The 14,142-nt window shown below is 44.0% G+C and carries 12 protein-coding genes and 2 pseudogenes; 11 read left to right on the forward strand and 3 right to left on the reverse strand.

What is annotated here, in order from left to right:
- Positions 1 to 83: 83 nt before the first annotated feature.
- The 7 genes and pseudogenes from argR to C5Z26_RS01365 all read left to right on the forward strand — a co-directional run bounded on the left by argR (position 84) and on the right by C5Z26_RS01365 (position 8,333).
- On the forward strand, positions 84 to 548 hold the full coding sequence (gene argR, locus C5Z26_RS01335; RefSeq protein ID WP_105448237.1) for an arginine repressor: 465 nt from the start codon (positions 84 to 86) through the stop codon (positions 546 to 548).
- Between the two features lie 111 nt (positions 549 to 659).
- Positions 660 to 782: a hypothetical protein gene (locus C5Z26_RS12685; RefSeq protein WP_105448238.1), complete on the forward strand. Its 123-nt coding sequence runs from the start codon at positions 660 to 662 to the stop codon at positions 780 to 782.
- A 219-nt stretch (positions 783 to 1,001) separates the two neighbouring features.
- Positions 1,002 to 3,139: pseudogene (locus C5Z26_RS01345) on the forward strand (transglycosylase domain-containing protein).
- A 73-nt stretch (positions 3,140 to 3,212) separates the two neighbouring features.
- On the forward strand, positions 3,213 to 3,557 hold the full coding sequence (locus C5Z26_RS01350) for a YlbF/YmcA family competence regulator (RefSeq protein ID WP_105448239.1): 345 nt from the start codon (positions 3,213 to 3,215) through the stop codon (positions 3,555 to 3,557).
- Positions 3,558 to 3,632: 75 nt separating this feature from the next.
- Positions 3,633 to 4,850 carry a metallophosphoesterase family protein gene (locus tag C5Z26_RS01355; protein ID WP_105448240.1) on the forward strand — a complete coding sequence of 406 codons (1,218 nt, stop codon included), beginning with the start codon at positions 3,633 to 3,635 and terminating at the stop codon, positions 4,848 to 4,850.
- Positions 4,840 to 7,341 carry an ATP-binding protein gene (locus C5Z26_RS01360; protein ID WP_105448241.1) on the forward strand — a complete coding sequence of 834 codons (2,502 nt, stop codon included), beginning with the start codon at positions 4,840 to 4,842 and terminating at the stop codon, positions 7,339 to 7,341. Before C5Z26_RS01355 ends, C5Z26_RS01360 begins: the two co-directional genes overlap by 11 nt.
- A 17-nt stretch (positions 7,342 to 7,358) precedes the next feature.
- Positions 7,359 to 8,333, forward strand: coding sequence for a 3'-5' exoribonuclease YhaM family protein (locus C5Z26_RS01365; RefSeq protein ID WP_105448242.1), 975 nt, complete (start codon positions 7,359 to 7,361; stop codon positions 8,331 to 8,333).
- A gap of 52 nt (positions 8,334 to 8,385) precedes the next feature.
- Here C5Z26_RS01365 and C5Z26_RS01370 read toward each other — a convergent pair whose 3' ends face one another.
- The 3 genes from C5Z26_RS01370 to C5Z26_RS01380 form a co-directional block, all read right to left on the reverse strand.
- The gene (locus C5Z26_RS01370; RefSeq protein ID WP_105448243.1) at positions 8,386 to 9,288 is read right to left on the reverse strand and encodes a peptidylprolyl isomerase PrsA; all 903 of its coding nucleotides are present in this window, start codon (positions 9,286 to 9,288) and stop codon (positions 8,386 to 8,388) included.
- A gap of 204 nt (positions 9,289 to 9,492) precedes the next feature.
- On the reverse strand, positions 9,493 to 9,831 hold the full coding sequence (locus tag C5Z26_RS01375) for a hypothetical protein (protein ID WP_105448244.1): 339 nt from the start codon (positions 9,829 to 9,831) through the stop codon (positions 9,493 to 9,495).
- Between the two features lie 11 nt (positions 9,832 to 9,842).
- A complete protein-coding gene (locus C5Z26_RS01380) occupies positions 9,843 to 10,295 on the reverse strand; it encodes an HIT family protein (RefSeq protein WP_105448245.1) in 453 nt (150 codons plus the stop codon).
- Between the two features lie 202 nt (positions 10,296 to 10,497).
- Here C5Z26_RS01380 and C5Z26_RS01385 point away from each other — a divergent pair, with 202 nt between their 5' ends.
- The 4 genes and pseudogenes from C5Z26_RS01385 (at position 10,498) to trmB (ending at position 14,068) form a co-directional block, all read left to right on the forward strand.
- Positions 10,498 to 11,235, forward strand: coding sequence for an ABC transporter ATP-binding protein (locus tag C5Z26_RS01385; RefSeq protein WP_105448246.1), 738 nt, complete (start codon positions 10,498 to 10,500; stop codon positions 11,233 to 11,235).
- A gap of 37 nt (positions 11,236 to 11,272) precedes the next feature.
- A pseudogene (locus C5Z26_RS01390) lies at positions 11,273 to 12,432 on the forward strand (ABC transporter permease).
- Positions 12,433 to 12,554: 122 nt separating this feature from the next.
- Positions 12,555 to 13,349, forward strand: coding sequence for a phosphotransferase family protein (locus C5Z26_RS01395; RefSeq protein WP_105448247.1), 795 nt, complete (start codon positions 12,555 to 12,557; stop codon positions 13,347 to 13,349).
- 74 nt (positions 13,350 to 13,423) lie between these two features.
- Entirely contained in the window at positions 13,424 to 14,068 is a 645-nt protein-coding gene (trmB, locus tag C5Z26_RS01400) for a tRNA (guanosine(46)-N7)-methyltransferase TrmB (protein WP_105448248.1), read from the forward strand.
- The last annotated feature ends 74 nt before the right edge of the window (positions 14,069 to 14,142 follow it).

Below are 14,142 nucleotides of genomic sequence, written 5' to 3' on the forward strand. Positions count from 1 at the left end.
TATGCTTTTTAAGTCCATAACGTAGTTTGCTAGGTGAATATTTGCTATAATGTATTCATAATTTATCAGGGGAGGTCCCGGGAATGAAGAAGACGGCACGGCAAGCTGTAATCGAACAATTAATCCATCAATATCCAATTGCGACACAGGAAGATTTGATGGCACGACTCAAAGCTGAAGGGATTGCAGCGACGCAAGCGACTATTTCGCGGGACATCCGTGAAATGCAAATTGTGAAGTCGCCAGACGAAAGTGGTCAGGCGCGGTACATGATTTTTAAAGCAAATAATAAGAATGAACAAGATCGGTTATTTGAAAGTCTGCATGAAGTGGTGACTGGCGTTGATCGCGTTGAATTTATGAATATTATTCATACGTTGCCGAGTAACGGGAATTTATTGGCAGCCATTATTGATGATTTGAAGTTACCAGAAGTGAGTGGCACGTTAGCTGGGCACGATACGATTTTTATTGTGAGTCCTAGTGTCACGGTAGCTAAGAGTTTGCACGACTTACTAATGAGTCATGTGCAAGCGGATGAAGATTAAAGCAAGTGGTGCTTAAGACGACGGCCAATCAGGCGGGAGTCTTTTTTGCATTTCGGCCTAGTTCACGGTATAGTTGACCTACCTAATCAATTAGGGGTGGAGGTGTTTAAGATGAAACGAACGAAAAAACAAAGCCTCCGGAAAAATCAAAAACAACGGGATGCCACTTTTGAAAAATTTAAGAAGCAACAAAATGAATTGAATGCGAGCCGCCGTGGTGTCCGCCGGAAATAAAGGTCTGAGTTAAGCCACTCAGGCTTTTTTTGGTTATTATATAGGTATTTTTGAAGATTTGGTCAAACTTTGAGTGATTTAGTTAGCATAATTGAATTTATGATACAATTATTGAGGATTAACAAGTAACGGAGATAACTAGTGCCGTGATAACGGTCAATGGCCGAGGCCCGGCGTCTTTGATGGCGGGTCGGTTATCTTCTGAACAAGGGGAAGATTATGCAAAAAAATGGTTTTTGGGCCACTATCAAGTCCGGTTTACGGATTATTGGTCATTGGCTACACCCATATTGGCAACGTTTTGCTGCAGTGGTTGGCTATCAATGGCACCGGCGGCAAGTTACTCGGTGGCTCACTATTATCGTGCTCAGTATTATTTTAGTCGGGAGCGCTTATCTAACATTCGAAGCTAAAACGGCTAAGATTGGGAACTTACAGGCTGAGTTGGAAAAGACCACAGTGATTTATGATACCGACAATAAAAAAGCCGGGTCGCTCTATTCTCAAAAAGGGACCTATGTTCATTTAAGCCAGATTTCGACAAATTTACAAAATGCCGTGATTTCTACGGAAGATCGTAATTTTTATCAGGAACATGGGTTTTCGATTAAAGGTATTGGGCGGGCCTTTTTACTATTAGTGATGAATAAGGCGCTCGGGCGTAATTACATTAGTGGTGGTGGGAGTACATTAACGCAACAATTGGTTAAAAATGCGTACTTGACCCAGCAACAAACCTTCTCACGAAAATTGCGTGAAATTTTCTTGTCGATTGAAACTGAAAATGTCTATTCGAAACAGCAGATTTTAGCCATGTATCTCAACAACGCCTACTTTGGTCGCGGTGTTTGGGGGCGGAAGATGCGGCTGAGAAATACTTTGGGGTCTCGGCTTCCGAGTTGACCGTGGATCAGGCCGCAACTTTGGCAGGCATGTTAAGTTCACCAAGTGGTTATGACCCCATTAGTCATCCCAAAGCGTCAACGGCGCGGCGGAATGTGGTTTTAAACAATATGGTTAATAATAATAAATTGACTAAAAGTCAATATCAGCTTTATTCACAAAAAGCGATGACGCTGAGTGATAACTATCATTATAATAGTGGCTATAATTATCCCTATTACTTTGATGCGGTCGTTGACGAAGCGATTAATAAGTACGGGTTAAGCGAATCTGACATTATGAATCGTGGTTATAAGATTTATACGTCACTTAATCAAGATGATCAAACGCAGATGCAAACGTCCTTCAAAGATAGCACCTTGTTTCCGGATAATGCGAGTGATGGGACGAAGGTGCAAGGGGCCTCAATCGCTGTTGATCCGACAACTGGGGGCGTCTTAGCCGTTGTTGGTGGGCGTGGGATGCATGTTTTCCGTGGCTTCAATCGGGCTACTCAGATTAAGCGACAGCCAGGATCGACGATTAAGCCGTTAGCGGTGTATACGCCAGCTTTGGAGAGTGGTTATACTTATGATTCGTCGTTATCCAATAAGCAACAGACGTTTGGGTCGAATAAATATGCGCCAAAAAATTATGATAATATTTATTCGACTTCAGTGCCGATGTATCAGGCCTTGGCCCAAAGTATGAATGTTCCGGCCGTTTGGTTATTGAACAAAATCGGGGTCAATAAAGGGTATAAATCCGTTAAGAAGTTTGGCTTACCAGTGACTAAATCGGATGATAACCTGGCCTTAGCGCTCGGTGGCTTAACAACGGGGGTTTCGCCAGCTCAAATGGCGAGTGCTTATACCGCCTTTGCTAATGGTGGGAAGAAAACGACGTCGCATTTCATTACCAAAATTGTGGATGCGAGTGGAAAGACGATTGTCGACAATACGAAGACTAGTAGTAAACGCATCATGTCAGCCAGTGTTGCTAAGAAGATGACCAGTATGATGCTGGGCGTTTATAATAGCGGGACTGGGGCGGCGGCGAAGCCTTACGGGTATAAAATTGCTGGTAAGACGGGGAGTACACAGGCGGATTATAGTACTGGTTCTGGGACGAAAGACCAGTGGATGATCGCCTATACGCCGGATGTGGTTGTCACCACGTGGATTGGTTTTGACTCAACTAATAGTACCCATTATTTGAAGAGCTTATCAGAAAATCAATTGTCAGCGTTATTCAAGAATGAAATGACGAGTATCTTACCGAATACGAAGAATACCAGCTTTGATACGACTGATGCAGCAACGTTGGCGCAACAAGGAGCGGCTAATAGTGACAGTAGTAATAGTAGTAGCTCCGTTTGGGACAATGTTGAAGACAGTGCCGGACAAGTGGGTAAGGCGGTTAAAAGTACGGCTAAAAATTGGTTTTCACAGGCTAAAAAATTGATTGGTAACTAGTCAGGTTAAGGCTATTCAAGGGCTTTCAAAAATGCTAAAATAGTTAGGACCCATACTTGAGGAGGAACTAATCATGGCTGTAAATATTTATGATACTGCAAACCAATTAGAACAAGAATTACGTGACACGAAAGAATTTAAGGAATTGAAGGCCGCTTATGCGACCATGCAAACAAATGCCAGTGCGTTTGATTTGTTTAAGGATTTCCAAGAAATTCAAATGCAATTGTCACAAAAACAAATGAATGGCGAAGACCTCACGGATGATGAAGTTAAAAAAGCCCATGACTTAGCTGATAAGGTCAGCAATGTTGATGAAATTAAAACATTAATGGGTAAGGAACGTAACTTGAACCAGTTAATGAATGACTTGAATCAAGTGATTACGAAACCGGTCCAAGAATTATATCAAGGCTAGTTCGATTGGGGTTAAAAGGGGGCAATGGCGAAAAAATTTTCGTGATTGCCTCTTTTTTTGATTATGGAGGAAAAAATGAAATTTTTGCATGCAGCGGATTTACATTTAGATACCCCGTTTCAAGGGCTAACGGCCCTACCAGCCGCATTACAACAGCAGATCATTGCGGCACCGTTACGGGCATTACAACGATTAGTTGACTTGGCACTTGCACAACAAGTGGATTTTGTTTTATTAGTCGGGGACTTGTTCGATCAGCAAGCCCAAAGTGTGCAAGCGCAAGCGGCTTTAATGACGGCCTTAGAACAGTTGAAGGCGGCTGAAATCCCAGTGGTACTCTCTTTTGGAAATCATGATTTTCAACCAGATTTGACGGTTTGGCAGTTTCCAGATAACGTACATGTTTTGGGTGCGCAAGTAGAGACGGTTACGTTAACAACGGCACAACAAGAACGGGTTGCTATCAGTGGTTTTAGTTATGCGCAGCGTTGGATTACGACCCCCATGGTGCCGGAATTTCCATTTAAAGCGCAAGCCGTGGATTATCAAATTGGCATGTTACATGGACAGGTCGGGACGGCCGGCGACCACTATGCGCCCTTTAATGTTACCGATTTATTAGCGAAGCACTATGATTATTGGGCATTGGGACACATTCATCAACGGCAACAGCTAAATGCCGTACCACCAATCGAATATCCTGGCAATATTCAAGGCCGGCAACGTCATGAGACGGGGGATAAGGGCTGTCTGATTGTGACGAGTCAAGCGAATCATCAGTTAGTACCAACGTTTGAATCATTAACGGATTTGAGCTGGGCCGATTGGACACCGGTATTAAGTGGGAAACTTGATCGAGCCACTTTGCTGGCACAATTAACCGACCAACTTACAGCGTTAGCCACGAATGAGCAGCAATTAGTGACGATTCAATTACCAACGCATGTACAACTGACCGCCAGTGCTAATTTAGCGCTAGAACAGGGCGCCTTGTTGACACAATTACAAACAAAATTAGCGGCGACAACGATTTGGCCGGTGGCCCTTAAGTTGGCGACTTTATCAACGGCGCCGGCCACATTTGGTGTGGCGACGGCAACATGGGAACATGCTGGTCAGCAGGTCGTCACGGCCGCCAATATTGCCGACTTAGCGGGACATTTACTAGATGAACCTTTTCTAAATCAGGCTTTATTAGAAACGTTAACGCCAGCACAATGGCAACAACAGGTCATGACCTTGTTAGCCGATCAATATCAGCTCACGACGACGGAGGCCGATGATGCAAATTAAACGTATAGAAATTGCCGGTTTCGGCAAATTTAGCCAGCAGACCTTTGACTTGGCGAGCGGGTTACAAGTCTTTTATGGGGCTAATGAAACGGGAAAATCCACGTTGCGGGCTTTTATTTTGGGATTGTTATTCGGTTTTCCATCACGGCGCCATCTATTGGCCCGGTATGAACCGAAAACGACCAGTCAATATGGTGGTTCACTAGATTTAATGGTTCAAGGTCAACTTTATCGGCTCACACGGTTAGGCGACCAGCCGGCAAAGTTAGTTCAGCTAAGCACGATGACCCCACAACCGCTATCGCTATTGGCGCATTGGTTGAATCCCTATGATGAGACGAGTTATAAGCAATTATTTACCTTTAATCAGGCTGAGTTAACGGCGCTAAAATCACTGAGTGCGACTGATTTAAATCAACAATTACAACAAGTCGGCACATTAGGAAGTGCGCCATGGCGGGCGACGGCGGCAGCATTACGAACGAGTGCAGATACGCTATATAAACCGCGTGGTCGTAAGCCAGAGCTTAATCAGCGCCTAAAAGCGTATCAAGGGTTAACCGACCAAGTTCAAACGGCTCGCCAACGTTATCCAGATTATCAACAGTTACAGCAACAAGTCCAACAATTAACGGCGCAACAAACACAATTAAATCAGCACTTGTCAGCCGCTAATGTCACCCAACAAACATTGGCTAATTTACGGAATCAGTGGCCAGTTTATCAGCAACTGAAACAGTTACAGGCACAAGCGACAGCGACACAGTCTGCATTGTCGGCGGCTACAGTTCAACGCTATCAGCAGTTAAGCACGACCCAAACTGAATTGCAGCATACGTTAGCAAGTGCCCGCCAACAATTGGCCCAACAGCCTGTTGATCGAGACTCACAGGGCGTATTAGGATTTTACGTTGCCCATCAAGCCCAATTTGAGGCTTTGGAAGCGCAACTACCGCAGTTGCAACAGGCACTAGGGCGTTATCAGACTTTGGCGGGGCAAACGACGGCAGCCAAAGCAGATTATCAGCAACAATTAGCGGCACATCCGGAATTAACGGCGAGTTTGTCGCCACAGCGTCAAGCCGCACTAACAGCTTTAAAATCAGCTTTACTAACCAGACCATCACGGCAACAGCAACATCAAACGACTAAGTCAGCCCAAGTTAAGCCAGATTGGCGGCTGTTCGCAGTTTGCGGCGTGGTGGTGGTGCTTGGCTTACCAGTGTTTGGACTCAAGTGGCTTTTATGGTGCTTAGTTTTAGTGGGCGTCGGTTTATTGGGGTGGGTCGGCTGGCATTCAGCCCATCAGTCTGCAGTGGCGCCCAAGGAGACCGCCTTGAGCGCTGAATTGACGGCGGCGGGATTAGCACCAGACTTAGACCCGGTAGCAGCGCAGACACAATTGGCATTAATTGACGCCTTGCAACGCGCCCAAGCGACGGTGACTCAAGCGGAACAACAATTAGCAGCGCAAGCGGTGACCGTTGGACAGGCCTTAGCTGATTATCAGTTTGCAGCGGCTTGGTTACCGGTTGATGATCAACAATTAGCGGGCAGCGTTGACCGTATCACAGCATTTTATGATCAAATTCATCAAATGATGCAGACGCAAACAATGGCTGGCCCAGATTTTGCTTATACGCAACGACAGGTTCAACAATTGACCACCCAAGTACAGGCAGTTACGGCACAATTACAGCAGTTGGCAACTGAAAATCAATTGGCAGATGCGACCGCACTGGAAACCGCGATTACTGCGCAAGCGGACCAAGTGACCCGCCAAACTAATTTGACGCAATTAGCGGGGCAGCTAACTGCCGCGGAACAACAAGCGTTGGCGCAATATGAGACGTTAGCTGATTTACAGGCCGCAGTTGCGACTAATCGGCAACAACAAACTGAATTGCAGTCGCAGCTTGCACAACAAACTGAAGCATTAGTAACCACACAAACGCAATTAGCACAATTAACAGCAGATGGGCGTTATACTGAATTACGCCAACAACAAGCCAATCAGCAAACTGAAATGACGGTGTTAGCGCGACAGTGGTTGACGCGACAACTAGGGGCCGCTTGGATCGAACAGGCCTTACAGCAATTAACCAATCAGCAGTTACCGACGATTATGGGCCAAGCCACGACCTATTTCGCGCAATTAACCCGACAGCGGTATAATGAAATCAAATTAGTTGATGATGATTTGGTCGTTCAAGCGACGGCTGGTCCAGCTTTTGCGGTTGCAGAGCTATCGACGGCGACCAAAGAGCAACTTTATTTAGCCTTACGCTTAGCCCTGATTGTGCACCTAGGTGATCAGGCGAGCTTACCGATAATGATTGATGATGGGTTTGTGAACTTTGACGAGGAGCGACGACAGTTGGCGTGGCACTTATTAGCAACCGTGGCAACCCACCATCAAATCTTATACTTTACGAATGAAACCGCAGCTTTAACAGCGATGAACGCAACAACTGTGCATAAACTAACCTAATTTTGGGGGTAATGAGGATGACAAAAAAATTATTTGATTATCAGCTTGATGAGACCGTTGAGGGCTTCTTTTTATTGAAAGATTCTGAAGTGCGGGTCACCAAGACCGGTAAAAAATTCTTAGCAATTAATTTTCAAGATACTTCTGGTGAAATTTCTGGGAAGTTTTGGGATGCAAGTGATCAAGACGTGGCACATTTTCAAGCTGGACGAATCGTGCATTTAAAGGGGAAACGAGAAAATTATCAAGGTAATCCCCAAATTAAGATTCAACAAATGCGGTTAACTCAACCGGGAGAACCTCAAGAAGTGCAGCAGTTTGTCGAGCATGCGCCACTCGACACAGCTACGATGGAAGAGCAGTTGAATCAATATGTTTTTGAAATCACGACGCCGAATTGGAACCGAATTGTTCGGCATTTACTAACGCAATTTCATGATGCCTTTTTCAGTTATCCAGCAGCTAAAAAGAATCATCATGCGTTTGCCGGGGGCTTGGCGTATCATACGTTATCCATCTTACGGTTGGCAAAAGCGGTCGCTGATGAATATCCGCACGTTAATCGCTCACTACTCTATGCGGGGGCAATCTTGCATGATATGGGGAAGACGATTGAAATGTCTGGACCAGTGGCGACAACGTACACGTTGGCGGGCAACTTAGTCGGACATATTGTTTTAATTGATGAACAAATTGTTGAAGCGTGCCAACAGTTAAAGATTGATGAGCAGGCAGAATCAGTTTTGATTTTGCGGCATATGATTCTTGCCCATCATGGGTTGTTGGAGTATGGGTCACCAGTGCGTCCACATGTGATGGAAGCTGAGATTTTACATGATTTAGATGATTTAGATGCATCGATTCAGATGATGCAAACGGCGATTATACATGCAAAACCGGGCGAATATACGGAACGGCTCTTTGCAATGGACGGGCGAAACTTTTATCGGCCAGAACATGATGCTAGCAAGTATTTACCAGATAAAGACTAATTTACGACAAAAAAAGACGACCCAGATAGGTCGTCTTTTAAGTTACTTTAAATTAGTTAGTGCTTGAAGATGAAGAAGATGAAGTTGATAGGTATGAAGATAAGATGTTCTTCAAATCACTATCTTTAATCTTAACATTCCCAGCTTTAAGCACCTTAGCAACAACGTTATGCAAGACAGTTGAGTCGCTCATATCGTTATCCAAGATTTGTTTCTTCAATTCAGCGGTGTGATCAGACATCTTACCCTTACCAGGGTTCTTGATCATCCGGATGATTTCATAACCATTGCTGGTCTTAACTGCAGAAGTGGTGTATGCACCGTTCTTCAACTTGAAGGCCGCAGTTAGGAATTTAGAAGAATAGCTTGTATTCGTATTATCGAAAGCAGCTAACTTACCGCCGTCGCTCTTAGAAGTTGAATCAGTTGAATACTTCTTAGCTAACTTCGTAAAGTTGGCTTGGCTAGAATCCTTCTTTAATTCACTAAGAACAGTATCAGCAGTGTCACTCTTCGCAACTAAGATATGTTGAACAGTGACTTTAGGTTCGTATGACTTCCATTGTTTCTTCAAAGCAGCGTCCGTAATCGTTACTTTATCTTTAACGGCTTCTTTGAGTAACAAGTTTGAACGAATCTGTTCCTTGAAGGTCTTAGCAGTCAACCCATTTTGTGTCAATACAGTTGAGAATGAACTCCCATATTGAGATTTATATGTGTTGTATTGCTTGGTAACTGTCTTAGTTGAAACCTTTGAACCGTAGTCTTTTTCGAGGACTTTGTTCAAAATCATTTGTTGCAAGACTTGTTTACCTGAAGAGGTACCCTTCATACTACTATAATATTGACTTTCGGTGATCTTACCACCAGAGGTCGACGCAACTGTCTTGCTGCCACAACCGGCAAGCGTAAAGGTTAACAATACACCGGCGAGCGCAATAAGCCATTTTTTCATTCCGACAACACATCCCATTCTTGAAATAGTTCTGCTCTAGCAGACTTACCAGACTACTATACCATAAGTAAGTTCGCTTCTGCAGGCGGTTGGAAATCTTTACAAAATTTTCAGATAATTCACAACCTCTTCACAAAGTTTAGCACCAGTTAAGGTCAAACTGAATGAAAATGGTTTGTAAATTCAACAACTCAAGTGGCTAAATTAGTCTTTAGGGGTCCATTGGTCAAGCGTTTGTTGCAAGTGGTCGGCATGCTTTTTCATGATTGCCAAGTGGGGTTCTAATTTGAATTGGAACTTGTCCACTTCTGTTTGGATGTCATTTAAGACGTCGCTCGCATGCGTCATTTCGTTACCTAGATTGTTTTGAGCCTCACCGAAATCTTCACGAGCCTGCTGTAAATGGTCGGCAGCATCTAAGACGTCTTGAATATAATCTTTAGCATCCGTGTAAACGGCGCGGGGAGACTTGCGATTGATGATCATATAAGCGGCCACGCCTAGGCCAAGACCGGCGAGACTGCGGCGGAAAAATTTTGCCATCAGAAGGCCTCCTAATCAGTTAACTGAGTTTTAATTGCATTTTGTAAACGCGTATAGTCGGTTTCATCGTATTTCTTAGAATTATCTTTAAAAATCATTCGGAAATCATCTTTATCGCTATAGCGAGGAATTAAATGAAAATGAGAATGAAAGACAGATTGATAAGCAACGGCACCATTGTTATTAACGACATTCATGCCGATAATGCGTTCATCAGAAGCTTTGATGGCCCGGGCAATCTTTGGAATACGAGCAAAAACGGCACTAGCTAAATCACTATCATATGCGAACAGATCAGGCACATGTGTCTTAGGGATAACTAAGGTGTGACCGGGCGTTCCTTGCGAAATATCTAGGAAAGCTTTGACCATGTTGTCTTCATAAATAGTATAACTAGGCACATCGCCGTTGATGATTTTGCAAAAGATACAATCGGCATCGAGTTTGGGTTCAAAAGCTGGCATTTGATGACCTTCTTTTCTAAAATTTAGTTCTATTATACACTAACACCTTTGAAAATGATGGCGCTTTAATTTTTGACGGCGGCTAAAGCGTTGGTCAAATCGCTGGTCAAATCGCTGGGGGCCGGCCCTAATCGGCAATTTTCTTAACGGGGCTATGCTATAATAGAGCTCAACTTACACCATACAGAAAGAGGTTAGATTTATGGCATTATCAGTAAGCCATCTCGTTGGTGGCTATTCACAAATTCCGGTCTTGAAAGATATTAGTTTTCAAGTTGCACCGGGCGAATTAGTGGGCTTGATTGGGTTGAATGGGGCTGGTAAATCGACCACTATTAATCATATTATCGGGTTGTTAACGCCGATGAAAGGGTCGATCATGTTAAATGATGTGACGTTAGCACAGGACCCCCAACAATATAAACAACAATTGGCGTATATTCCAGAAACGCCAGTCTTATATGAAGAATTAACTTTAAAAGAACATTTAGAAATGACGATGTTGGCCTATGGGCTGGATCAAAAAGTCGCATGGGAGCGCGCACATACGTTGCTGAAAACATTTCGTTTGGATAATAAGTTGAGCTGGTTTCCGGCGAACTTTTCTAAGGGGATGAAACAAAAAGTAATGATTGTGTGTGCGTTTATAACTAACGCTAAGTTATTCATTATTGATGAGCCTTTCTTGGGATTGGACCCCTTAGCGGTACATGACTTGCTGGCGTTGATTGCGACTGTCAAGGAACAAGGTGCGGCCGTTTTAATGTCGACGCATGTGTTGGATACCGCTGAAAAATTCTGTGATCGGTTTGTCTTGCTGCACGCAGGTGAGATTCAAACGCAAGGTAGTTTTGAAGAAATTAAAGCGAATTATCCAGATGCGGGGGAGTCTTTGAACGATATTTATCTCAGTTTGACTGGGGTGACTCGGGATGAGTAAGCTTTATCAAAGTCGATTACAACGGCATCTACGTCAAATGTTACGGTATCTACGATTGGTCTTTAACGATCATTTCGTGATTGCGTTAATGTTTTTTGTGGGGGCTTAGGCTTAGCCTATTCTAATTGGCTCAAAACGGTGACGCCACAGATGACATGGATTGTATTGTTGGTGGGGCTCTTATTGTGGGGCGGCCTATCGATTGGCCGGATTGCCACGTTATTAGAACCCGCAGATGCGGTATTTTTGTTGCCACGTGAACAAGATTTACACGGCTATTTAACTCATGCGTGGCGCTATAGTTGGTGGTTGGCACAAGTGGTTCAAGTCATGCTAGTTGGCCTAGTCGTTCCCATCTTAATGTTAGTGGATCAGTTATCAGGCTGGTCATTATTGGCCTTGTTAGCGACGCAACTCTTGTTGAAGGATGGGCAGTTGACTGGCTATGTCACTGCTCTGTATCGATTAACGCGGTCACAGCAACGGTGGCTACGGGGTTTAAATTGGGGCTTGGCGCTGGTCATTATCGGTCTTAGCTTACTGGTCAGTCCGTGGTTAGGCCTCATTTTGGCGGCTGGCTTAGCCGGTGGTCAACGGTGGTGGCATGCCAGCATCTGGCCTAAAACCGTGATTGCTTGGCAAGCAGATATTAAGTTAGAAGCGAACCGGATGCTAGGTATTTATCGGTTCTTTAATCTGTTTACGGATGTGCCGATGGTACAAGGGACGGTTAAACGTCGCCGTTATTTAGATTGGTTACTACGTTGGTTACCGCAAGATCAAGCGCATGCTTTTGGCTATCTCTTAACACGAGGGATGTTGCGAGGAACAGAATTCAGTGGACTGGTCGCTCGACTAACCGTAATTGGTGCGGTTTTGTTGTATTTTAGCGGTCATGGTTGGTTGGCGATGGGACTAGATGTTATCTTCATCTACTTAATTGGGTTCCAGTTGTTGCCGTTTTATAAACGGTACGATAATATTGTCTTTACCCACATTTATCCCTTGCAACCGACACAGCGACGTGCCAACTTTCAGCGTCTATTAGCGGTCATTTTGGGGACCACCGGTGTCATCTTTTTACTGGCTTTTTGGCTGAGTAACGCATCGTTAGGTCAAGTCGGGTTTTTAGCGGTCATTAATGCCGTTGAAATCTATCTCTTAGTTGCATGGTATACCAAGCTACGACTGGGATAGCACCGAAATGGCGGTCCGAATAAAAAGGACTTGACGTAGCCGAGTTTGGTCTTTAGAATGTGATTGTTAAGTGAATTATGGAGCCGGTCGTAAAATGAATTTTTTTGAGAGGAGTGGGGCTGATGGATTTCGAACTTGATGATGGTTGGGCGGTTTATCCGATTGATGGTAATACTGATAAAGCTTTTATGGGTAAGAAGAACCAACAACGATTATTCTTGAAACGGAACGCCTCGCCGTTCTTAGCGGCACTCTCAATGGAGGAAATAACGCCGCGCTTAATCTGGACGAAACGCATCTCAAGCGGTGATACTTTGACCGCGCAAGAATGGCTGAATGGTCAAACTTTAACGAAGCAACAAATGCAGCTGCCTGAAGTGGCGCATTTATTGGCACGTGTGCACAATTCCAAGTTGCTTCATCGGATGTTAACTAAAGTTGGTGGTCAGATTGTCCGACCACAAGATTTTATTCGTCAATATCTTAGTGATTTACCAGATGACTTGCGGCAACATCCATTGATGGCCGACGTCTTGGCGGGGTTAAAGAACCAACTCCCCACTTTGCCAGTGGCCGATTATCGCGTCTGTCATGGTGATTTGAATCATAAAAACTGGTTATTATCGGATCATCGCCAATTATATTTAGTTGATTGGGATGCGGCACGGTTTGCGGACCCCGCTTCAGATATTAGTCTATTATTATGTGAATACTTGCCATTAGCCGCTTGGCAACCGTGGTTAGCGGAGTACGGTGAGACCATGACACCAGCAATGCAGCAACGCGTCATTTGGTATGCTAAGGTGAACTTGTTATTGAATATTAAAGATAATTATTATCGTAATCAATATCACAAAATGAATCATGAAATTATTTTCTTAGAAGAACTGATGCAGCAACAATTATCATTTTTCTAAAATCAAACCTGATAGTCGCGCGTTCCAAGCGGAATTCGCGGCTATTTTAATGAGTAGAGGAGTTAAAAGAACATATGCGTGTACGAAATAAGCCTTGGGCCCCGGAATTAATCAATGCCCATCCAGAACTGATCACTGAAACCCCCGCGGATTTTCGTGGTAAATGGCAAAGCCGGTTTAAGACCCCTCAGCCGCTCCAGATTGAAGTTGGTAGTGGTAAGGGTCAATTCATCATCGAGATGGCGAAACGTCATCCAGAGATTAATTATGTGGCGATTGAGATTCAAACGTCGGTGATTGCACTGATTTTGAAAAAATTAGTCGCTGAACCGTTGCCAAACTTGCAACTGGCTCATGCGGATGGTGAATCGGTGACGACCTTTTTTGAGCCACAGGAAGTCGACCGCCTTTACTTAAACTTTTCTGATCCATGGCCGAAGAGTCGACATGCGAAACGGCGCTTAACCTATAAGACTTTCTTGGCAAGTTATCAAGAAGTTTTAAAGGTACATGGGCAGATTGAATTTAAGACGGATAATCGTGGGTTATTTGAGTTTTCATTAACGAGTATGAATAACTTTGGGTTGCAGTTTGAACAGGTCTGGTTAGACTTGCATGCTGCAATGACACCTGAAGAAAATGTTGAAACTGAATATGAACAAAAATATAGTTCAAAAGGGCCAATTTATAAGATTATTGCGACCTTTCCAACTAAATAGTGAATTAAGACTTGTGCATAATTGCATGGGTCTTTTTTTGGGACGAATTGTCAAACCAAGTGCAACACTTTGTC

Source organism: Lactobacillus sp. CBA3606, from assembly GCF_002970935.1.
In the GTDB taxonomy this organism is placed as follows: Bacteria; Bacillota; Bacilli; order Lactobacillales; family Lactobacillaceae; genus Lactiplantibacillus.

Coding starts and splice junctions, on each gene's coding strand:
- C5Z26_RS01350 (WP_105448239.1), top strand. CDS start 3,213: ATGGCTGTAAATATTTATGATACTGCAAACCAATTAGAACAAGAATTA.
- C5Z26_RS01365 (WP_105448242.1), top strand. CDS start 7,359: ATGACAAAAAAATTATTTGATTATCAGCTTGATGAGACCGTTGAGGGC.
- C5Z26_RS01375 (WP_105448244.1), bottom strand. CDS start 9,831: ATGGCAAAATTTTTCCGCCGCAGTCTCGCCGGTCTTGGCCTAGGCGTG.
- C5Z26_RS01385 (WP_105448246.1), top strand. CDS start 10,498: ATGGCATTATCAGTAAGCCATCTCGTTGGTGGCTATTCACAAATTCCG.
- C5Z26_RS01380 (WP_105448245.1), bottom strand. CDS start 10,295: ATGCCAGCTTTTGAACCCAAACTCGATGCCGATTGTATCTTTTGCAAA.
- C5Z26_RS01355 (WP_105448240.1), top strand. CDS start 3,633: ATGAAATTTTTGCATGCAGCGGATTTACATTTAGATACCCCGTTTCAA.
- C5Z26_RS01370 (WP_105448243.1), bottom strand. CDS start 9,288: ATGAAAAAATGGCTTATTGCGCTCGCCGGTGTATTGTTAACCTTTACG.
- C5Z26_RS01360 (WP_105448241.1), top strand. CDS start 4,840: ATGCAAATTAAACGTATAGAAATTGCCGGTTTCGGCAAATTTAGCCAG.
- C5Z26_RS12685 (WP_105448238.1), top strand. CDS start 660: ATGAAACGAACGAAAAAACAAAGCCTCCGGAAAAATCAAAAACAACGG.
- C5Z26_RS01395 (WP_105448247.1), top strand. CDS start 12,555: ATGGATTTCGAACTTGATGATGGTTGGGCGGTTTATCCGATTGATGGT.
- argR (WP_105448237.1), top strand. CDS start 84: ATGAAGAAGACGGCACGGCAAGCTGTAATCGAACAATTAATCCATCAA.
- trmB (WP_105448248.1), top strand. CDS start 13,424: ATGCGTGTACGAAATAAGCCTTGGGCCCCGGAATTAATCAATGCCCAT.